The sequence below is a fragment of the Leminorella grimontii genome (assembly GCF_039789245.1).
Lineage (GTDB): Bacteria > Pseudomonadota > Gammaproteobacteria > Enterobacterales > Enterobacteriaceae > Leminorella > Leminorella grimontii.
The window spans coordinates 3,646,644-3,667,948 of the sequence record NZ_CP146357.1; the positions used below are offsets into that span (position 1 = coordinate 3,646,644).

Consider the following 21,305-nt stretch of genomic DNA (forward strand, 5'->3'; position numbering starts at 1 on the left):
CACAACATAAAGGAACACTCCGTGGACAATCATAACAACGCCGAGCGCCGGACGCCCGGCCTGTGGCTACCCATCGCTCTGGCCAGCGTCATCCTGATGGTGACGATGGGCATCCGGCAAACCGTCGGGCTGTTCGTCCATCCGATCATGGAAAACACGGCGATGAGCATCGCCGAAGTCAGCATGGCGCTGGCGATAGGCCAGCTGATGTGGGGCGCCTTCCAGCCGCTGTTCGGCGCCTGGGCGGACAAGAAGGGGGCGTTTTCCGTTCTGGTCGTCGGCGCAGTGCTTATCGCGCTGGGCCAAATCGGCACGCTGTGGGCGTCTTCGTTTCTTCCCCTCTCGCTGGCGCAGGGGCTTCTAAGCCCGGCGGGCGCGGCGGCGGGGAGCTTTTCGGTGCTTATCGGCGTGGTGGCGAGCCGCCTGCCCACCGATAAGGGATCGGTCGCCAGCGGGTTAATCAACGCGGGCGGCTCCATCGGCCAGTTCGTCTTCGCGCCGGTGCTTCAGGCCCTTATCAGCCTGCGCGGAGTGGCTTCCGGGCTGATATTTCTGGCCACTGCGGCGCTGGCGACCATCGTTCCCTCCTGGTTTTTGTGTAAGGACGACAAAAGCCGCGTTCATCGAGCACCCGCTCATGCGCAAAGCCCGGCTGAATCCATGGGGCTCAAAAAGCAAATCGGCGAGGCGTTCCGTAATCCGAGCTATTTATTACTGCACGCGGGCTTTTTCACCTGCGGCTTCCACGTTGCGTTTCTCACCACCCACCTGCCGGGAGAAGTCAGCCTGTGCGGACACGAAGCGTCGGTTTCGGCTATCAGCCTTTCTCTTATTGGGCTTTGCAACATTGCGGGCAGCATCTTTGCAGGCATTTTGGGCAAACGCTTCCCGATGAAGTACATCCTGACGGTGCTCTACGGCTCTCGCGCGCTGATGATCGCCGTCTATCTGATGTCGCCTAAAACCGAGCTGACGTTCTACATCTTCGCCTGCTCTATCGGCTTCACCTGGCTTGCCACCGTGCCGCCGACGGCAGGCATCGTCGGCAAGCTGTTCGGCACCCGCTACCTGGCGACGCTGTTTGGCTTTACGCTGTTTACCCACCAAATCGGCGCATTCTTCGGCGCATGGTTAGGGGGCGTTGCGATGCAGTATGAAGGAAACCTGCTGTGGGTCTGGTACGCCGACATCGCGCTGGCGCTGCTGGCGGCGCTGGTCAACCTGCCGATTAAGGAGAAGAGCGTGGCGGTGCCGATTAGGGCATCAGAAGCCTAACATCATGAAGGCGGGCGGCAACGCCCGCTTACCCCATAATCTTATGGCGAAACATAAAGAACACCGCACCCAAAAGGCACAGGCCGGCCCAGATGTAGTCGGTCCGGAAGGGTTCTTTCAGAATGTACATGGAGAAAGGGATAAAGACCGACAGGCTGATGACCTCCTGAATGATCTTAAGCTGGCCTGCGCTCGCCACTTCATAGCCGATGCGGTTGGCCGGCACCTGAATCAGGTACTCAAACAGCGCGATGCCCCAGCTTATTAACGCCGCGACGACCCAGGTTTTACTGTGGAAATACTTAAGATGGCCGTACCAGGCAAAAGTCATAAAGACGTTGCTCAGCGTTAAAAGGCCGATAGTAATGAACAGAGATGACATGACTGCTATCCCTTGATAACAGAAACTTGATAATGAGAAAAATCGGCTAGCGCCGAGTTAGCTTGCCCCGCGCTGGATAGCGCCGCCCACGTGTTGAACGTCTTCGCCAAAGCCGCGTACGGTATTACAGCCGCCGAGCGCCGCCGTCAAAGCTAAAACCAACAGAATTTTACCGGTGAAATTCAGCATATGACCTCCTTTTAGTTACAACCTCTAAGTACAAACAGGGCCGCATCACAACGGCCCTGTTTTAGCTTACGGCAATTACTTTACGCGAGAAACGTATTCGCCGGAGCGCGTATCAACCTTGATAACTTCGCCGATCTGAACGAATAGCGGCACTTTCACCACGGCGCCGGTAGTCAGCGTCGCAGGCTTGCCGCCGGTACCGGCAGTATCGCCCTTCAGGCCCGGATCGGTTTCAACGATTTCAAGCTCAACGAAGTTCGGCGGCGTTACGGCGATAGGCGCGCCGTTCCACAGTGTAAGAATACACTCTGCCTGCTCAACCAGCCACTTGGCGTTGTCGCCTACGGCTTTAGCATCGGCAGCCAGCTGTTCGAAAGTATCGTTGTTCATGAAGTGCCAGAACTCACCGTCGGTGTACAGATAGGTGAGGTTCATATCCATCACGTCTGCGCCTTCTGCGCTGTCGGTGGATTTGAAGGTTTTTTCAAGCAGCTTGCCGGAAATCAGCTTGCGCAGACGTACGCGGGCAAAAGCCTGGCCCTTGCCGGGCTTAACGAATTCACTTTCAATAACGGCGCAGGGTTCTCCGTCCAACATGATTTTAAGACCCGGACGGAAATCGTTGCTAGAATAAGACGCCATGATGGTCCTCTTTCTTAATTAATTTAGGTAGTACAGCAAAAAATGGCGCACATTGTAACCCAAAACACCGCGGATAGAGAAGAATGGTTACAGCAGTTATCGGACGTTATTACCGATCCCGAAGAATTATTGCGCCTTTTATCGTTAACGGATAACCCCGAACTTCGCGCCGGCATGGCGGCGCGGCGGCTGTTTCCGCTGCGCGTTCCCCGCGCGTTTGCCGCCAGAATAAAAAAAGGCGATGCCCGCGATCCCCTATTGCTGCAGGTTATCGGTCTGCCCGACGAGTTTACCCTAACGCCGGGATATAGCAACGATCCGCTGGAGGAGCAGGCTCCCGCAGCCCCTGGGCTGCTACACAAGTATCGCAATCGCGCTCTGCTGCTGGTAAAGGGAAGCTGCGCGGTCAACTGCCGCTACTGCTTTCGCCGCCACTTTCCCTATCACGATAACCCGGGCAACAAGGCCTCCTGGAGCCAGGCGCTCGATTACGTTCGTCGTCACGACGAGCTGGACGAGCTGATTTTCTCCGGCGGCGATCCGCTGATGGCGAAAGACAAAGAGCTGGACTGGCTGCTTGGCGAAGTCGAATCCATCGCGCACATAAAAAGGCTGCGTATCCATTCGCGCCTGCCGGTGGTCATCCCAGCCCGAGTCACCGACGCGCTCTGCGAACGCTTTTCCCGTTCGCGCCTTCAGATTGTTTTGGTCAGCCACGTTAACCACGCCAATGAAATCGATGAGCCGGTAATAAAAAGCATGGGCAAACTCAAACAGGCGGGTGTAACCTTGCTAAATCAAAGCGTGTTGCTGAAGAATGTAAACGACAGTGCTGACATTTTGGTAAATTTGAGCCTTGCGCTATTCAACGCGGGAATAATCCCTTACTACCTTCACGTATTGGATAAAGTACAGGGTGCAGCCCACTTTATGGTGGACGATGCGCAGGCTAAGCGAATTATGGAACAGATGCTGGCAAGCACGTCGGGATATCTGGTTCCAAGATTAACCCGCGAAGTCGGCGGTATGCCCAGCAAGGTGCCCCTAAATCTCGATATCATGTCGTGAGCAGCCTAACTTAAAGCGTGTTAATAGGGGAATAGGCATCGAGAGAATATCTTATTTGTTTTCATAAGCTAAACCAAAAGCACACCGTTAGCCATGAAACTCGTTTGCCTTTTATGACGATGATTTGTTAGTTTAATGATTAATAAACGCGTTTCAAAAAAGAGAGCGCGACGGGAAAACGCAGCCAAAGATCACTATGAACATTATCACGATTTATGAACCTGAATACGTAAGGCGTTTTCAGTGCAACGGTGGTGGCTGTTTATGTACTTGCTGTATAGGAAAGGCGATCCCGTTAGATAAAACCAGTACGCGTTCCTATCTCAAAAGCCCCGACGTCACGATACGCAACATCGCCCAACAAAACATTCAGGTAGAAAAAGTCGACGTTGACAACTGGAGCACCATTGCGCTCAACGGCGACAACTACTGCCCGTTTTTTGATAAATCGCGTTCTTGCACCTATTGTCGCATCGGCGACCGCGCCGATCTGCACACGCGTCCGCCCTTTTGCCTGGACTATCCCTACGTCAACGTGCGCTGGCAGAATGAAGTCCGCAAAAGTCTGGCCATTGAATGCCCGGAGGCCTGCGGCCAGATCCTGATGAACCAGACGTCAATCTGGATGGAGTCTCAAAAGCAGATCGCAAGCCACAGCCAGTCGCCTCTCAATAACGTCTATCAGGCCGTCAACGCGGCCTGTATGTCACAGGCGCTGCGCCCGGAAATGTCGCCTGCGGAAAGGCTGTACGCGATAGGCCGGCTAATGCTGTCCATCCCGGCTGAACGCTATGGCGATCGCAGGTGCGCCGCACAAATAAAAGAAGAACTGAACGAACGAGCGGCCGCGTTTAGCCTTGATGAAATCCAGCGTCAAATGCAAAACGTCGTCTACGATCGGGGGGCGCGCTGGAAGCTGTTTGCTGAAATCGGCGCGCGCGTGGCGCAGCTTGCGAACTCGGAAACAACGCCGTCGATGGCCAGCTTCTGGGAAAGCATCTATCGGGACATAACCCAACAGACGCCGGAAAGCGGCCCTGAAAAGATGTCAATGCTGGAAGATGCCTGGCAGCGCAGCGTGTTGCCCATATTTAAAGACTATCCGCACGTGTTCACCAACTATCTGTTCTATCGCCTGTATCACGACGGGTTTCCTTATCATCCTAGGATGTCCACTTACGAGTGCTACTATCAGCTAGTTACCGACTGCTTTGTCATTCGCAATCTGATTGCCTATTGGTCTATCACTCACGTAAGAACGAAAAAGGCCAGGATGATAGACATCGTAAACATCTATCACCGCTGGCGCCGCCAGTACTCGGATGCCTATCGGCAGTCGGCTGACAGCCTCAAGGCGTCGGGGCTGTATCACCCGGAAAGGATTTATACGCTGTTGAACCACTGGTAGAACGTGCGCGTCAAAACGAGTCCAACGCGCCTTACGCCCTACTTTGTCTTACGGTCTGGCGGCCGTACCGTCAGGCAGGCGAGCATTGGTCCACGACGGCAAGCCGCCCTCCACCGGGTATTTCTTCGCCTTCTCTTCATCGATATCGATTCCTAGTCCCGGCGCATCATTCAGGTAGGCATAGCCGTTATCAATCTCAGGGCAGCCGGGGAAAACTTCCCTCAGCGCATCGTTCATCGGCGTGTATTCCTGAACCCCCAGATTTGTAATGCTTAAATCGATGTGCATATTGGCCGCTACGCCAACCGGAGAAATATCCCCCGGCCCGTGCCAGGCGGTGCGCACGCCGTGGAACTCTGCCAGCGTCGCCAGCTTTTTCGCCGGCGTAATGCCGCCTATCATGCTGATGTGGCAGCGAATAAAGTCTATCAGGTGCTCCGTAATCAGGCGCTTATACTCCGCCACGTGGACAAACAGTTCGCCAATGGCGATGGGCGTTGACGTTTGGCTGCGCATGACGTTAAGGAAATCAACCTGCTCCGGCGCCACCGGATCCTCAAGGTAAAACAGGCGATAGGGTTCCAGCGACTTGGCCATTTGCAGCGCGGCCACCGGCTGTACGCGCTCATGCACGTCGTGGATAAACTCCACGTCAAAACCAATTTTATTTCTCAGGTGGTCAAAAAACTGCGGAATGCTTCTGGCGTAAGCGTCCGGATCGAAGTATATCCCAGGCGTGCGGGAGCGAGGGGAGCGCTTGGGCCGAATGTCCTTCGCCCGGTTGAGCTGAGTTGCAATCAGCTTCAGGTCGTCGGTACCGGCTCCGCCGTACATGCCCATTTGGCAGCGAACGTACTGATAGCCCTCTTCCATCGCGGCCAAAATATTGTCTTCCGCTTCAACCGCATCGGCGCCATCGCAGTGGCGGTAGAGCGGGATGCCGTCCCGGCACTTTCCGCCCAACAGCTGGTAAACCGGCATGTTAGCCATCTTACCTTTGATGTCCCAAAGCGCCATATCGATGGCGGAAACGGCGTTGTTCATCACCGGCCCGTTGCGCCAATAGCCACTGACGACCGCGGACTGCCAGATATCCTCAATGCGCTCGGCGTCTTTTCCTATCAAAAATGGGCGAATGTAGTCATCAATAGCCGCCTTTACCGCAAAGATCCGCTGCGTAAACGTGGCGCAGCCGAGCCCGTATAGGCCATCCTGATTGGTTTCCACCTTAACGACCACCAGATCGATTCCCCCCGGCGCCGTCAGGATCGTTTTGACGTTTGTAACTGTAACCATTAATGACTCCTGAAATTGAGATTAAACACCTTCGCGTTATGCTGAATACAATTATGTTGTATGACATCATATATCAATGAGGTATTACTACCAGAGGAAAATGGCAAAATCAAGCGGCTTTAAAAATAAAGATAAGTAGAAACGGTAAGCAGGAAAAGCGCCGACCGGGCTCAAATCGCCCGGCGTCAGGGGAAGGTAGGGTTAACTTAGATGTTTTCCAGGCTGTTGATCATCACGACGTTTTCCGCCATTGCCTTGTCCAGGCACTGCTTCGCCGTTTCAACATCGTGGTTCTTGATGGCCATAAAAATCTTGATGTGTGCGTCGATGCTTTCCAGCGTAATGCCGAGCACCCGGTTCAGCTCTTCAAGATAGAAGTAATACATGTCCTTAATGTATTTGATGGTATGGGAGAACACCTTGTTGTGGGCGGCATGAATAATCGCCATGTGAAAATCCAAATCCGCCTGCGAGTACTTTTTATAGTCGTTTTTACTCACCAGCATGCGGTTAAGCGCGTCCTCAATAGCGAGGATATCTTCCGGCGTAGCGTTCTCTACCGCCAGTTCGATGCATTTGAATTCAACGCTTTGGCGGAAAAACATCATATCCATAAACTCTTTCTTGGTCAGGTGCAGGATAGGCCGGTTTTGATAAAGCATTTCAAAGCTGTCGAACTCGCTGGAAACGAAGGAGCCCTTCCCGTGCTTGGTATAAATCAGTCCCAGATTCCTGAGCTTTTGCACCGCGCTGCGGATACTGGTTCTGCTAACGTTAAACATCTCGCTAAGCTCAAACTCTGACGGCAGCTTCTCTCCTTTAGGCCACTCGCCGTCGAGAATTTTTTTCTGCATTTTCTGATAGACCGCTTCGGCAATGTTATTGCGCGTTATTACGTCGTCGTTATCCATAGCGCCTCATAGATTTATTGCAAGCAAGATCACAAAAAGGAAGATTCGATATTGTTGGAAGTATATCAAGAAGGTATTACTGTTGCCAGTTATGTGTTGTATGACAAGTTGATGTAATACAACATTACCACGTGAAATTGGTTTTATTTACGACAGTCAAAGCAAAGGTAATACACAATGGATGCTCTTAATCTCTTTAATTTAAAAGGTAAAACGGCCCTGATTACCGGTTCGGCGCGAGGGCTCGGCTTCGCTTATGCGCAAGGCCTGGCCTCTGCCGGCGCGTCGATTATCCTCAGCGACATCAGGGAAGACACCCTCAATGAAGCCGTTTCACAGCTGCGCGGTCAGGGCTACCAAGCGCGAGGCTGCGTACTGGATGTGTCAAAAGAAGAGCAGATCGTCGACGCCTTTAACGCCTTCGACCGCGACGGCGTACAGGTAGATATCGTTATCAACAACGCCGGCATTCAACACCGCCAGCCGATGGTGGAGCTTGCGCTAAAAGACTGGCAAAAGGTGGTAGACATCCATCTTACCGGTTCGTTTCTGGTGTCCCGCGAGGCGGCCAAAAGAATGATTGCGCGCGGCACCGGCGGGAAGTTCATTAACATCTGTTCACTGACCAGCGAGCAGGCCCGCCCGACCGTAGCGCCCTACACTGCGGCCAAGGGCGGTATCAAGATGCTGACCCGTGCGATGTCCGCCGAGTGGGGACAGCACAACATTCAGGCCAACGCCATCGGCCCCGGCTATATCCTGACAGACATGAACGAAGCGCTGATTAAAGACGTCGAGTTTGACGCCTGGGTGAAAAACAGCAACCCGGCCAAGCGCTGGGGAAAGACCGAAGAGCTTATCGGCACCGCCGTATTTTTATCATCGCGCGCCTCCGACTATATCAATGGGCAGGTAATTTACGTGGACGGCGGCTGGCTGGCGGTGCTTTAACGCTCTCATTCCCGACTATCTCCAGTTAACCCGGCTTACGTTAAGAGAGTTATATCAAGATGGAAATAAAAACCCTGACGTTCGAAGCCTGCATGATGCATGGCCAGAAGGCGGTCAAAGTCGAACCGCAGTCGCTCACCTACTCACCGCAGGATACCGTCGTCAAAGTCGAGTGCGGCGGCATCTGCGGCTCCGACATTCACTACTATTACGAAGGTCGCGCGGGCCTGTCGGTCATTAAGCACCCTATGACGATCGGCCACGAATTTGTTGGCCGGATCCACCAGGCGCCAGAGGGATCGCCTCTCAAAGTCGGCCAAAAGGTCGCCGTCAATCCGTCCCAGCCCTGTAACCACTGCGCCTTTTGCCTCGAAGGCAAACAAAACGAGTGTCCCAATATGCGGTTTATGGGCAGCGCTCAGTTTAACCCGCACGTTGGCGGCGGGTTCGCCCAGTACGTTAGCGTCTCTCAGGCCCAGTGCCACCCTTACGATGAGAGCGTCGCGGCGCGGATAATGGCGTTCGCCGAACCGACCTCTGTCGCCATCCATGCGGTTAACGTCGCGGGCAGCATTGTGGGTAAGCGCGTGCTGGTTATCGGCGCCGGCCCTATCGGCGCGTTGACGATGGCGGCGGCAAAAGCGGCGGGCGCAGCCGAGGTTATCGCCTCGGACCTCAGCGAAAGGTGCAGAAGCATTGCGCTGGAAATGGGCGCTGACGGAAGCTTCGACCCGCGTGATGCCGAATCAACCGAGCGCTATTATCGGGATCGCGGCTATTTTGACGTGGTTTTTGAGGCCAGCGGCGCACAGGCCGCCGTTGAATCCGCCGTTTTCGCAACCCGCCCTAACGGCGTTATTGTGCAAATCGGCATGGGCGCAAGCCCCGTTCAGTTCCCGGTGGCTCAAATGCTGGCAAAAGAGCTTTCGTGGAAAGGCTCGTTCCGCTTCATCAACGAGTTCGCTACCGCGGTTGCGTGGCTGGAAAAGGGCATTATCGATCCTCGCCCAATCATCTCTGCAGAGTACGACTATCACCAGATTGAAGAAGCGCTGATTAAGGCCAGCGATAAAAACGTCTCTTCAAAAGTGCTGGTCACCTTTTAATTCATAGCAGGCCATTCGTAACGAAGCCTGATGGATGTGAATAACACATTCATCAGGCCAATCATACGGTTAACTTTAACAATCTTTATCGTCACGGATAAGGAGCAGGTTTCGTGACGCTAAAATTCGCTAATGTGATGGTGGAAACATGAGTCAATCTTCAAATAAAAATGAAAGAAGCGCTTCCGACCTGATCCGGGCCTCCGTCTCGGGATGGCTAGGCACCACGCTGGAATTTATGGACTTTCAGCTTTATTCCCTCGGCGCCGCATTGGTCTTTCACGAGGTGTTTTTCCCCGAGCAGTCCGGCGCAATGGCGCTGATACTGGCGATGGGCACCTACGGCGCAGGTTACGTCGCCCGCATCGTCGGGGCCGTTATCTTCGGCAAGATGGGCGATAGGGTAGGAAGGAAAAAAGTGCTGTTTATCACTATCGCCCTGATGGGGGTTTGTACGACGCTCATTGGGGCGCTCCCCACCTATCAACAGGTCGGTATTCTGGCGCCGATACTGCTGGTCGTGCTGCGCATCATTCAAGGGCTGGGCGCAGGTGCAGAAATCTCCGGCGCCAGTACCATGCTGGCCGAGTATGCCCCTGAGGGTAGAAAGGGCATTATCGCGTCGCTGGTCGCCATGGGCACCAACTGCGGTACGCTGAGCGCAACGGCTATCTGGGCATTTATGTTTTTCGCCTTCAGCAACGAGGACATCGTTTCCTGGGCCTGGCGCATTCCCTTCCTGGCCAGCTTTATCGTCATGGGTTTCGCCATCTGGCTGCGTATGAACCTGAAAGAAAGCCCGGTGTTTGAAGGCGTTCACGGTGAAAATGCGCCGTCGGCGGTAAAGCAGGAAAGCACTCCGGTTCTACAGATGCTGAAAGGGAAATCGTTCTGGATTGCAACGGGCCTACGCTTCGGTCAGGCAGGCAACTCGGGCATTATCCAGACCTTCCTTGCCGGCTATCTGGTACAGACGCTGCTGTTTAATAAGGCCATTCCGACCGATGCCATGATGCTAAGCTCAATCATCGGTTTCATCACTATCCCTCTCACCGGCTGGTTATCCGACAGGTTTGGGCGACGGATCCCCTACATTATACTGACGCTGGGTTCCATCATTCTGGCTTACCCCATGCTGTCCGTTGTCGTTGACGGCGCGCAGTCGGTCGGCACTATTACGCTGTGTCTGATCTTAATTCACAACGTCGCCGTACTGGGGCAGGCCGCGATTGAAGGCATTACGATGGCGGAGATGTTCGGCGCTAGGAATCGCTTTGCCCAGATGGCTATCTCCAAAGAGATCGGCGGCCTGTTTGCTACCGGCCTAGGGCCGCTGCTGGCGGGTATTTTCTGTCAGATGACGGGAAGCTGGTACCCGATCGTCATCATGATTATCGTTTACTCCTGCATCGGCCTAATATCGGCGCTGCTTATGCCGGAAGTCGGCGATCGCGATCTGCAGGACTTAAGGGACGCAACGGACTGTGAAGCGCTAAGCCTAAGCCGCGCTTCGTAGCGACAGCCTTTCATCGGAGCACAAAAAAACGGGCAGGATGATTATCCTGCCCGTTTTATTTTTTGGATGCGGCTCCCGCGATGATGCAAGAAGCCGTCGGCATTTATGCAGCTTTCGCTACATTACATCATGCCGCCCATTCCACCCATGCCGCCCATACCGCCAGCAGCGCCTAAATCAGGTGCGTCGCCTTTCGGCAGGTCGGTAACCATGCACTCGGTAGTGATCATCAGGCCAGCGATAGAAGCCGCGTACTGCAGCGCAGAACGGGTAACCTTGGTCGGGTCCAGGATGCCCATTTCGATCATATCGCCGTACTGCTCGGTTGCAGCGTTATAGCCGTAGCTGCCTTCGCCCGCCTTCACGTTGTTAGCAACAACGGACGGCTCTTCACCGGCGTTAGCTACGATTTGACGCAGAGGCGCTTCCATCGCGCGCAGCGCTACGCGAACGCCCACGTTTTGATCTTCGTTATCACCCTTCACGCCGGTGATCTTGGCCGCTACGCGAATCAGCGCAACGCCGCCGCCGGCAACAACGCCTTCTTCAACCGCTGCGCGAGTCGCCTGCAGGGCGTCTTCTACGCGGGCTTTCTTCTCTTTCATTTCGATCTCGGTCGCAGCACCCACTTTCAGTACGGCAACGCCGCCGGCCAGTTTGGCCACGCGCTCTTGCAGTTTTTCGCGATCGTAATCAGACGTTGCTTCTTCGATTTGCTGACGAATCTGAGCCACGCGGCCTTTGATTGCGTCTTCTTCACCTACGCCGTCGATGATAGTGGTGGTGTCTTTATTGATAACCACACGCTTGGCCTGACCCAGATCTTCCAGAGTCGCTTTTTCCAGCTCCAGACCGATTTCTTCAGAAATTACGGTACCGCCGGTCAGAGTAGCGATGTCTTGCAGCATGGCCTTACGACGATCGCCGAAGCCCGGCGCCTTAACGGCCGCAACCTTAACGATGCCGCGCATGGTGTTAACCACCAGCGTAGCCAGCGCTTCGCCTTCAACGTCTTCAGCAACGATAGCCAGAGGCTTGCCGGCTTTAGCAACGGCTTCCAGCACCGGCAGCATTTCGCGGATGTTGGAGATCTTCTTGTCTACCAGCAGGATGAACGGGCTTTCCAGCTCAACGGCGCCGGTTTCAGGCTTGTTGATGAAGTAAGGTGACAGGTAGCCGCGATCGAACTGCATGCCTTCTACCACGTCCAGCTCGTCTTCCAGGCCGGTGCCTTCTTCAACGGTGATAACGCCTTCTTTACCTACTTTCTCCATCGCTTCAGCGATCAGTGCGCCTACGGTCGCGTCGGAGTTAGCGGAAATGGTGCCGACCTGAGCAATCGCCTTGGAGTCAGAGCACGGAACGGACAGCTTTTTCAGCTCTTCCACGGCTGCCACTACGGCTTTGTCGATACCGCGCTTCAGATCCATCGGGTTCATACCGGCGGCAACGGCTTTCAGTCCTTCGGTGATGATGGACTGAGCCAGCACGGTTGCGGTTGTCGTACCGTCACCGGCCGCGTCGTTGGCTTTGGAAGCAACTTCCTTCACCATCTGCGCGCCCATGTTTTCAAACTTGTCGTCCAGCTCGATTTCGCGGGCGACGGACACGCCGTCCTTCGTAATGGTCGGAGCGCCAAAAGACTTATCCAACACTACGTTACGGCCTTTCGGGCCCAGAGTTACTTTTACCGCGTCTGCCAGAACATTCACGCCGCGCAGCATCTTGGTGCGAGCGTCATTACCAAATTTTACGTCTTTAGCTGCCATCTTTAGGTATCCCTTAACTTTTAATTCAGTTCAAAAAAAAGAGCGTTCTAAATTACGCTTCAACAATCGCCAGGATGTCGCTCTCGGACATGATCAGCACTTCGTCGTTATCGATCTTTTCTGATTTAACACCGTAACCATCGTTAAAAATAACGATATCGCCGACTTTTACGTCCAGGGCTTTTACTTCGCCGTTTTCTAAAATACGACCGTTGCCGACCGCCAGTACTTCACCGCGAGTAGATTTTCCCGCTGCGGAACCGGTCAATACGATGCCGCCAGCTGATTTGGTTTCTACATCTTTACGCTTGACGATCACGCGGTCGTGTAATGGACGAATTTTCATTGATAGCTCTCCTTTGAGAAAGTCCTTACCAGGTTTAGGGTTAAGCGGATAATCGTTTTATCCGCCTTGTGGATTTCATAATGGGGGCAGAACCGAAGGCTTCAAGGGGGAAAATGAAAAAAAATTTACGCCTGCGCGATATATCGCGGTTTAGCGGCAAATTGCGCGCAAACATAGCAGACTATTTGTCGTTCTTGTCGTCAATACGCCGATCGCTATCGTCGTTTTTCCGCTCAAACTCGCCTTCTACGGTATAGCCGCCCTGAGACCCTGCGCCGGCGTCGCCGGCAGAAAAGCCGGAAGGCGGACGAAAAACGTGAATATAGGGCATCATTCGCAGCGTAAGCAGCTTTTGCACCGGCGGCAGCAGCAGCAACAGGCCGAGAAAGTCGGTAAAAAAGCCGGGGATAAGCAGAAGAAAGCCGGCAATAAATAAAGAAACGCTTTTAACCATTTCCGCCGCAGGATTTTCCCCCTGCGCCAGCTTGGTTTGCATTTGAATTAGCGTACGAAGCCCCTGCTGACGCACCATAGAAACGCCCAGGCATGAGGTGGCGATAATCAGTATTAACGTTAGCGCAACGCCAAATACATCGGAAACTTTAATAAATAGCGTAATCTCTATATAGACCAGCAAGAACAATAAAATAAGCGGAAACCAACGCACGAGAGCTCCTTAATGCAATAAAATCATTATGTTTTATGTAGTTATGTTAAAGGTTTCCTACCGAAAGTAGGCAAACGTTTAACATCACATAGACCCTTTATTAACTCATCATTAAAAAACGATATTCTAGTTTAATATCCTGCCATAAAGGCAATCATACAGTGACGTTATCTTTAAAATCCTCATATGACGACAAAAACACCAACTACCTATTTAGTGTGATTTAAATCACGTTTATGCCATTTAAATTTCTTATGATGTCAATTATCTGATCTAGGTTCATACTTTTGGTGAAAAGGAGCTTATGATCTTCGGCATCGAAAGCTACAACGCTTTTGTGATAGAAGTCTTTTTAGTAGCTTGTTTTTCACTGTTTATTCATCTTGGTATAAAAAGAAGGTTTACATGTCAAATAATATCCGTATTGAAGAAGACCTGTTAGGCACACGCGAAGTTCCTGCCGAAGCATACTACGGCGTTCACACTCTGCGTGCTATCGAAAACTTTTATATCAGCAACAGCAAAATCAGCGACGTTCCTGAGTTTGTTCGCGGCATGGTAATGGTGAAAAAAGCAGCGGCAATGGCGAACAAGGAGTTAAAAACGATTCCTCGCGCAATCGCTGACACAATCATTCAAGCCTGTGATGAAGTTCTGAAAAACGGCAAGTGCATGGATCAGTTCCCGGTTGACGTTTACCAAGGCGGCGCCGGTACATCCGTCAACATGAACACCAACGAAGTTATCGCCAATATCGGCCTGGAGCTGATGGGCCACCAAAAAGGCGAATATCAATACCTGAATCCGAACGACCACGTCAACAAGTGCCAGTCAACCAACGACGCCTACCCGACCGGTTTCCGCATCGCCGTTTACGCTTCTCTGATGAAGCTGGTTGACTCCATCGAAGTGCTGCGCGCCGGTTTCGACCGCAAAGCGGAAGAGTTTAAAGAAGTCCTGAAAATGGGCCGTACTCAGCTGCAAGACGCCGTTCCGATGACTCTGGGTCAAGAATTCCACGCGTTTAGCGTACTGCTGAAAGAAGAAGTGAAGAACATCCACCGCACCGCTGAGCTGCTGCTGGAAGTTAACCTTGGCGCTACCGCTATCGGTACCGGCCTGAACACGCCGAAAGAGTACTCTCCTCTGGCAGTGAAAAAACTGGCTGAAGTCACCGGCTTTGCCTGCGTTCTGGCTGAAGACCTGATCGAAGCGACCTCTGACTGCGGCGCTTACGTTATGGTTCACGGCGCGCTCAAGCGCCTGGCCGTTAAGATGTCCAAGATCTGTAACGACCTTCGTTTGCTGTCCTCCGGCCCGCGCGCTGGCTTAAACGAAATCAACCTGCCTGAACTGCAGGCCGGTTCTTCCATCATGCCGGCTAAAGTTAACCCGGTTGTTCCTGAAGTCGTTAACCAGGTTTGCTTCAAAGTCATCGGTAACGACACCTGCGTCACCATGGCGGCGGAAGCCGGCCAGCTGCAGTTGAACGTAATGGAACCCGTTATCGGCCAAGCCATGTTCGAGTCTATCAGCATCCTGTCTAACGCCTGCCATAACCTGGTTGAGAAGTGCGTTGACGGCATTACCGCTAACAAAGAAGTCTGTGAAGCGTTTGTCTTCAACTCAATCGGTATCGTTACCTATCTGAACCCGTTCATTGGCCACCACAACGGTGACATCGTCGGTAAGATTTGTGCCGAAACCGGTAAGAGCGTGCGCGAAGTTGTTCTGGAGCGCGGCCTGCTGACTGAAGCCCAGCTGGACGACATCTTCTCCGTGAAGAACCTGATGCACCCTGAGTACAAGGCTAAGCGCTACGACGACTAGTCATAAGGTCTATAAGACCAAACCTGTAGATGTTGAGTTGCCGCCTGCGGCAACGGTGTAAAGCCCAGGCTTGACCTGGGCGGCCGAAACGGCAAAAAACGCGACAACGTTAACAACCACGGGTATAGGAGACAAAAGGCATGTTATCGCACTGAAAACATGCCTTTTTACTATCCGCTGGCTTCTGTCAGCCCTTTATTTTGTGTTATCCCATTTTTTTAACACGCTTAAATCAAGGAAATAATAATATGTTAGCAGTGCAATTTGTGATCGTTCTGCTCGCGATATATCTGGGCTCCCGCTTGGGTGGTATTGCGATAGGCTACGCAGGTGGCCTTGGCGTGCTGGTGCTGACGCTGTTTTGTCAAATCAAACCCGGCAACATTCCTTTCGACGTTATTCAAATCATCATGTCCGTTATCGCAGCGATTGCCGCCATGCAGGTGGCCGGCGGTATGGACTATCTGGTTAGCCTGGCGGCCAAGCTGCTGCGCAAACACCCCAAATACATTACGTTCTTAGCCCCGGTCGTCACCTATGTCATGACGCTGTTCGCGGGTACCGGCCACACCGCGTTCTCCACCATGCCGGTTATCGCCGAAGTGGCCAAGGGTCAGGGCATTCGTCCTTCTCGTCCGCTGTCTATCGCCGTTGTGGCGTCGCAAATCGCGATTACGGCGTCTCCAATTTCCGCCGCCGTAGTCTTCACCGCGGGCATTCTGGAGCCGGTGGGCGTTAGCTACCTCACCCTGCTGGGCATTTGTATCCCAACCACCTTTGTGGCCGTGATGCTGACCGCCATCGTCAGCAACTTCCTCGGCAGCGAGCTGAAGGACGATCCGGTGTACAAAGATCGCCTCGCCAAGGGCCTGGTCAGCGACGCCAAGGTTGCCGACATCGTCATTAAGCCGGGCGCCAAGCTGTCGGTCGTACTGTTCTTAATCGGCATCGTCGCCGTTATGGGCTACGCCACCGCCATCAGCAGCACCGTTGGGTTGATTAAGGATCCGCTCCTTGGTCGCGACCACGCTATTGTGACGTTCATGCTGACCATCGCTACCGCTATCTGCATCTTCTGTAAAATCGACACTAACCAGATCCTGAACGCCGCGACGTTCAAATCCGGTATGAGCGCCTGCGTCTGCGTACTGGGCGTTGCGTGGTTAGGCGATACTTTCGTACAGGCTCACATCAACGAGATCAAAGAGTTCTCTGGCGGCCTGCTGCAAGAGCACGCCTGGATGCTGGCTATCATTCTGTTCTTCGCCGCAACGCTCCTGTACTCTCAGGCCGCGACGGCGAAAGCCCTGCTGCCCGCCGCGCTGGCGCTGGGCGTATCGCCGGTTGGCGTTGTAGCGTCCTTCGCTGCGGTATCGGCGCTGTTCGTGCTGCCAACCTACCCCACCCTGCTGGCCGCCGTACAGATGGACGACACCGGCTCAACCCGCATCGGGAAGTTCGTGTTCAACCACTCCTTCCTGATCCCCGGCGTAGTGGCCATCGGCCTGTCGGTACTGTTTGGCTTCATCGTGGGTAATATGGTGCTGTAATCAATAAAAGTCTCTGGGAACCCACTGGGGGCGCTATATGCGCCCCCAGTTTTCTTTCCACTCTCTCCCTACGTTTACTGACAATCCCCCGTTCTGCCGGTATAGTGTTTCGCATGCGTCATGTGTTTCCCCCCACTCTCGAGGCAAACATAATGAAATCAGATGGTTCTGAAGCACCTTCCGCCCGTGCGGTTCTCGTCCTCTGTACCGCGCCCGATGAGGCCAGCGCGCAAGAGCTGGCGGCTAAAGCGCTGAACGCAAAGCTCGCCGCCTGCGTCACGCTGCTGCCCGGCGCAACCTCCCTCTACCACTGGCAGGGAAAGCTTGCGCAGGAATACGAAGTGCAGATGCTGCTAAAAACCAACCGGCAGCATCAGGAGGCTCTGATGGACATGCTGAAACAGAATCACTCTTACGAAACACCGGAGCTGCTGGCTATCGACGTCAGCGGCGGCAATAAAGACTATTTATCATGGCTAAACGGCTCTCTAAACTGATTGCACTCTTCTGGCTCGCGTTTGTTTTCAGCACTTTTAGCGTACAGGCCTCTCCGTTTGACGGCCTGTCCGGTAAGAACAAGTTTCTCAGCGTCGACAGCGCGTTCGCCTTTGATTTCCAGCAAAGCGGCCAGAAATTAACGCTCAAGTGGGACATCGCTCCCGGCTACTACCTTTACCAGCATCAGATAAAGATTGAGCCCACGGGCGCCGAACTGGCGCCGTTCACCCTGCCGCAGGCGCAAACCCATCACGATAACTTTTACGGCGACACGCTGGTGTACACCAAAGCGCTGGAAGTCCCTCTGACGCTGACGCAGTCCAGCAACGACGCCATCGTTACCGTCACCTATCAGGGCTGCGCCGAAGCGGGGTTCTGCTATCCGCCGGAAACCCGTAAAGTGCCGCTCAGCGCGCTGACCGAAGGCGGGCAACGGGCCGCGCCAAGCGCCGCTCAGGCTAACCTGCCGACCGGTGCGCCGCAAAGCAAGACGCAGGAACTGCCGTTCTCCCCGCTGTGGGCGCTGCTTATCGGCATCGTCGCCGCAGCGACGCCCTGCGTGTTGCCCATGTATCCGCTGATTTCCAGCCTGATCCTCGGCGGCAAGCAGCGCATGAGCCTTAAGCGCGCGTTCTTTCTGGCCTTCGTTTACGTTCAGGGCATGGCGGTCACCTATACCGCGCTCGGCATCGTGGTTGCCGCCGCCGGCATGCAGTTTCAGGCCTACTTCCAGCACCCGGCGGTGCTAATTGGCCTTTCCGCGCTGTTTATTTTACTGGCGCTGTCGATGTTCGGCGTCTTTACGCTACAGATGCCCTCCTCCGTTCAAACCCGGCTTACCGAGTGGAGCAACGGCCAGAAGTCAGGCTCAACCTTCGGCGTCTTCGTGATGGGCGCGCTGGCGGGCCTTATCAGCTCGCCCTGCACTACCGCGCCGCTGACGGCCATTCTGCTGTACATCGCCCAAAGCGGCGACCTGCTGGTCGGCGGCGGTACGCTGTACCTGTATGCCTTGGGGATGGGCCTGCCCCTTATTCTGGTCGCTACCTTCGGCAACCAGCTGTTGCCCAAGAGCGGGCCGTGGATGGAGAGCGTTAAGGTCGCCTTTGGCTTTGTTATCCTAGCCCTGCCGGTGTTCCTGCTCGAGCGCGTCGTCGGCGACGTTTGGGGGCTTCGCATGTGGAGCGCGCTCGGCGTCGCCTTCTTCGCCTGGGCGTTTATCACAAGCCTTAAAGCTAATGCCGCCTGGGCGCGGGTCTTACAGATTATCCTGCTGGCGGCGGCGTTTATTTGCGCCCGCCCCCTGCAAGACTGGGCCTTCGGCGCGCCGACGGCTTCAGTGGCTCCTTCACAAAGCGGCTATGCCTACGTTTCCGACGTTGACGAGCTACAGCAGGCGCTTGTGCAGGCCAACGGCAGGCCGGTCATGCTCGACCTTTATGCCGACTGGTGCGTAACCTGCAAAGAGCTGGACAAAAAGACCCTTAGCCACCCCGACGTGGTTCAAGCGCTTTCTCGCGCGATGCTGCTTAAGGCGGACGTCACCGCCAATGAAGACCGCCACGCGCAGCTGTTAAAGCAGCTTAACGTGCTCGGGCTGCCCAGTATTCTGTTTTTCGACGCGCAGGGTAAAGAGATCGTCGATGCGCGCGTTACCGGCTTTATGGACGCGCAGGAATTCAAGGAACATCTGAAACACTACGGCATCACCCCTTAGGGGCGATAAACGCTTATATATGGAGATAATCATGCGTACCCTATTGGCACTGACGCTGACTTTGCTTTTCACCCCCTTTCTCTTCGCAGCTCAACCCGAAGGGATGTCGTTTAGCCATAAAGACTGGGAAATGACCTGTGACAATACCCGCACCTGCCGCGCGGCAGGGTACGGTGTTGAAGAAGGCGAAGTGTCCGTTCTGCTGACGCGCGAAGCGGGCGCTGGAAAAGAGGTGAGCGCCGTCGTCACCTTCGGCACCTTTGACGAACAACCGGTGAGCGCCGAAAGCGTCACGATGGTTATCTACAACAAGCCCAAATTTACGCTTACGCCAGGGAAAGAAGGCGAGTGGCTTCTGACGCCCAAACAGGTCCCTGAGCTCATTGAGGCGTTGATCCAGTCTTATCGCATCGTGTTTTATCAAGGCTCAAAGGCGCGAGAACTTTCCAGCAGCGGCGTTAACGCCGTGTTATTGAAGATGGACGAATATCAGGGGCGGCTGGGCACCGTTGGCGCGCTCATCAAAAAAGGCAATAAGGACGAAAGCGGCGTTCTGTCCGCCGTTACGCCGCCCAAAATCGTTGCGGCGCCTGTTTACATCGAAAGCGAAGAAAAGCCGTTCCCGCAGGACAGGCTGGCAGCTCTGTGGCCCACGCTGAGCAAGACCCTGCTCGACGAAGACTCCTGCTTCTCATCGAACAAAGACGAAGCTTCCAGCAAAGAAAACCTGCGAATCATTGTGTTAGATAAGGAGCACTCGCTTATCAAAGGCGCGTGCTGGATGGCGGCCTATAACTACGGCAACGCCTACTGGCTTGTCGACAGCGAGCTGAAAACGACGCCAACGCTGATTAATACCGACATCACGTTCTATGGAAACGGCGTGCTGATGTCTAGCCAGAAGGGACGCGGCGTTGGCGACTGCTGGTCGCACGATGAATGGGTATGGGACGGCGAGAAATTCCAGAAAAGCCAGTCTTACGACACCGGCGCATGCAGAGCCATCAGCGCCGGCGGCACCTGGCAGCTGTACAGCTGGGTGACTGACGTGGTGAAGCCCTAACGAGTTTTTCGCCATCGATGACAGCGCCCGCGACGCGGGCGCTTTTTACTGATGCGACGCAGCAACTTCCTTCTTTATCCAGTCGCGAAATATCTCCATGGCGGGCGTCATCGGCTTCGATTTCAGGTGCGTTAACCAGTAGCTCCCCACGTCTATCTCTACGTCAAACGGGCGAACGAGCTGCGCCGTTTCCAGCTCGCGGGCAAACATCCTGGGCGGCGCCAGCGCCACACCGCCAGTATGAATGGCGGTTTCAACCATCAGGCGCGATGAGTCAAAGACCAGGCCGTTAACCCTTTCTGCTACCACGCCCGCGGCGGCAAACCAGCTGTCCCACTCCTCAACGCGATAGGATCGCAGTAAATTCTCCTTAAGGAGATCGGCGGGGCAGCTGAGCCGCTCTGCCGTTTCCGGCGTACAGAGCGCGCTCAGCGGCGCATTCAACAGCATTTGGTTATGGGTTGACGGCCACGTCCCGGCGCCAAAGCGGATGGCGAAGTCTAGCCCTTCCGCAGCGAGATTGACGACGTTATTGTTGGTGCGCAGCCTAAGCTCAACAAACGGGTGCTCCTGCCTGAATTTTTCGATACGGGGAAAAAGCCAGCCAACGGCGAAGGTGCCTACCGCTGCCACGGAGAGCACTTCACGATACCCTCCGCCCTCAAACTTCCTGAAGACGGCGTCAATCTGGCCGAAGACGTCAGTCAGCACGGCGAACAGCGCCTGCGCCTCGTCGGTCATTTCCAGGCCTCTCGGCAGCCGCTTGAAGAGCGTCATACCGAGGCGGTCTTCCAGCATTCGCACCTGCTGGCTGACGGCTGCCTGCGTGACGTAAAGCTCCAGCGCGGCCCGCGTAAAGCTCAAATGCCGGGCGGACGCCTCAAAGGCGCGCAGCGCATTAAGAGGAAGATTAGAGCGCATAACGTATTACCCATTAGATTTTCTTTAGGCTAGGGGAAATTCTTCTCGCTTGTTAATTAAGGCACAGAAGCGGATAGTTCTGCAATATGAAAAGAAGCAGTGCGTATCCGTTATTTAATTTCCTTATTTTTCATAACAATGAATACCTGTTTTCTATTTTTAGTTATGGCCGAGTAAGAATAAGGAATGATGCCCGCAAC

Annotated in this window: 20 protein-coding genes; 11 read left to right on the forward strand and 9 right to left on the reverse strand. The window is 54.3% G+C overall.

The window, feature by feature from the left end; genetic code table 11:
• The first annotated feature begins 21 nt into the window (after window positions 1-21).
• Window positions 22-1,275: an MFS transporter gene (locus V8L73_RS16895; RefSeq protein ID WP_347253534.1), complete on the forward strand. Its 1,254-nt coding sequence runs from the start codon at window positions 22-24 to the stop codon at window positions 1,273-1,275.
• Between the two features lie 28 nt (window positions 1,276-1,303).
• On the opposite strand, the gene V8L73_RS16900 is transcribed toward V8L73_RS16895, so the two are convergent.
• From V8L73_RS16900 to efp, 3 genes are all read right to left on the reverse strand, one after another.
• Window positions 1,304-1,657, reverse strand: coding sequence for a DMT family protein (locus V8L73_RS16900; protein ID WP_027275498.1), 354 nt, complete (start codon window positions 1,655-1,657; stop codon window positions 1,304-1,306).
• A 57-nt stretch (window positions 1,658-1,714) separates the two neighbouring features.
• Window positions 1,715-1,846: an entericidin A/B family lipoprotein gene (locus tag V8L73_RS16905; protein ID WP_071783409.1), complete on the reverse strand. Its 132-nt coding sequence runs from the start codon at window positions 1,844-1,846 to the stop codon at window positions 1,715-1,717.
• A gap of 75 nt (window positions 1,847-1,921) precedes the next feature.
• Window positions 1,922-2,488: an elongation factor P gene (gene efp / locus V8L73_RS16910; protein WP_027275497.1), complete on the reverse strand. Its 567-nt coding sequence runs from the start codon at window positions 2,486-2,488 to the stop codon at window positions 1,922-1,924.
• Between the two features lie 42 nt (window positions 2,489-2,530).
• On the opposite strand from efp, the gene epmB reads away from it, so the two are divergent.
• Both epmB and fliB read left to right on the forward strand, forming a co-directional pair.
• Window positions 2,531-3,556 carry an EF-P beta-lysylation protein EpmB gene (gene epmB / locus V8L73_RS16915; protein WP_261832797.1) on the forward strand — a complete coding sequence of 342 codons (1,026 nt, stop codon included), beginning with the start codon at window positions 2,531-2,533 and terminating at the stop codon, window positions 3,554-3,556.
• A 196-nt stretch (window positions 3,557-3,752) separates the two neighbouring features.
• Window positions 3,753-4,964: a flagellin lysine-N-methylase gene (gene fliB, locus V8L73_RS16920; RefSeq protein WP_347253535.1), complete on the forward strand. Its 1,212-nt coding sequence runs from the start codon at window positions 3,753-3,755 to the stop codon at window positions 4,962-4,964.
• A 48-nt stretch (window positions 4,965-5,012) separates the two neighbouring features.
• Here fliB and V8L73_RS16925 read toward each other — a convergent pair whose 3' ends face one another.
• Window positions 5,013-6,260, reverse strand: coding sequence for an enolase C-terminal domain-like protein (locus V8L73_RS16925; RefSeq protein ID WP_027275494.1), 1,248 nt, complete (start codon window positions 6,258-6,260; stop codon window positions 5,013-5,015).
• A gap of 206 nt (window positions 6,261-6,466) precedes the next feature.
• Window positions 6,467-7,171, reverse strand: a complete 705-nt coding sequence (locus V8L73_RS16930) for a FadR/GntR family transcriptional regulator (RefSeq protein ID WP_261832799.1) — start codon at window positions 7,169-7,171, stop codon at window positions 6,467-6,469.
• 177 nt (window positions 7,172-7,348) lie between these two features.
• Here V8L73_RS16930 and V8L73_RS16935 point away from each other — a divergent pair, with 177 nt between their 5' ends.
• The 3 genes from V8L73_RS16935 to V8L73_RS16945 all read left to right on the forward strand — a co-directional run bounded on the left by V8L73_RS16935 (window position 7,349) and on the right by V8L73_RS16945 (window position 10,744).
• Entirely contained in the window at window positions 7,349-8,122 is a 774-nt protein-coding gene (locus tag V8L73_RS16935) for an SDR family oxidoreductase (RefSeq protein ID WP_027275492.1), read from the forward strand.
• Window positions 8,123-8,181: 59 nt separating this feature from the next.
• Window positions 8,182-9,228, forward strand: a complete 1,047-nt coding sequence (idnD, locus tag V8L73_RS16940) for an L-idonate 5-dehydrogenase (RefSeq protein WP_347253536.1) — start codon at window positions 8,182-8,184, stop codon at window positions 9,226-9,228.
• Window positions 9,229-9,376: 148 nt separating this feature from the next.
• A complete protein-coding gene (locus tag V8L73_RS16945) occupies window positions 9,377-10,744 on the forward strand; it encodes an MFS transporter (RefSeq protein WP_347253537.1) in 1,368 nt (455 codons plus the stop codon).
• A 122-nt stretch (window positions 10,745-10,866) separates the two neighbouring features.
• On the opposite strand, the gene groL is transcribed toward V8L73_RS16945, so the two are convergent.
• From groL to V8L73_RS16960, 3 genes are all read right to left on the reverse strand, one after another.
• A complete protein-coding gene (groL, locus tag V8L73_RS16950; RefSeq protein ID WP_027275489.1) occupies window positions 10,867-12,513 on the reverse strand; it encodes a chaperonin GroEL in 1,647 nt (548 codons plus the stop codon).
• Between the two features lie 52 nt (window positions 12,514-12,565).
• Window positions 12,566-12,859, reverse strand: coding sequence for a co-chaperone GroES (locus V8L73_RS16955; RefSeq protein ID WP_027275488.1), 294 nt, complete (start codon window positions 12,857-12,859; stop codon window positions 12,566-12,568).
• Window positions 12,860-13,040: 181 nt separating this feature from the next.
• Window positions 13,041-13,526, reverse strand: a complete 486-nt coding sequence (locus tag V8L73_RS16960) for an FxsA family protein (protein ID WP_027275487.1) — start codon at window positions 13,524-13,526, stop codon at window positions 13,041-13,043.
• Window positions 13,527-13,931: 405 nt separating this feature from the next.
• Between V8L73_RS16960 and aspA the strand changes: the two genes are divergently transcribed.
• The 5 genes from aspA (at window position 13,932) to V8L73_RS16985 (ending at window position 20,184) form a co-directional block, all read left to right on the forward strand.
• Window positions 13,932-15,356, forward strand: a complete 1,425-nt coding sequence (gene aspA / locus V8L73_RS16965; protein ID WP_027275486.1) for an aspartate ammonia-lyase — start codon at window positions 13,932-13,934, stop codon at window positions 15,354-15,356.
• 248 nt (window positions 15,357-15,604) lie between these two features.
• Window positions 15,605-16,906 (forward strand): anaerobic C4-dicarboxylate transporter, encoded by a 1,302-nt coding sequence (locus V8L73_RS16970; protein WP_027275485.1) that lies wholly within the window; start codon window positions 15,605-15,607, stop codon window positions 16,904-16,906.
• A 152-nt stretch (window positions 16,907-17,058) separates the two neighbouring features.
• Window positions 17,059-17,403: a divalent cation tolerance protein CutA gene (cutA, locus tag V8L73_RS16975; RefSeq protein WP_036024293.1), complete on the forward strand. Its 345-nt coding sequence runs from the start codon at window positions 17,059-17,061 to the stop codon at window positions 17,401-17,403.
• On the forward strand, window positions 17,379-19,121 hold the full coding sequence (locus V8L73_RS16980; protein ID WP_347253538.1) for a protein-disulfide reductase DsbD: 1,743 nt from the start codon (window positions 17,379-17,381) through the stop codon (window positions 19,119-19,121). Before cutA ends, V8L73_RS16980 begins: the two co-directional genes overlap by 25 nt.
• A gap of 31 nt (window positions 19,122-19,152) precedes the next feature.
• On the forward strand, window positions 19,153-20,184 hold the full coding sequence (locus V8L73_RS16985) for a DUF1176 domain-containing protein (protein ID WP_347253539.1): 1,032 nt from the start codon (window positions 19,153-19,155) through the stop codon (window positions 20,182-20,184).
• A 45-nt stretch (window positions 20,185-20,229) separates the two neighbouring features.
• Here V8L73_RS16985 and V8L73_RS16990 read toward each other — a convergent pair whose 3' ends face one another.
• Window positions 20,230-21,105, reverse strand: coding sequence for a LysR family transcriptional regulator (locus V8L73_RS16990; protein ID WP_261832806.1), 876 nt, complete (start codon window positions 21,103-21,105; stop codon window positions 20,230-20,232).
• Window positions 21,106-21,305 lie beyond the last annotated feature (200 nt).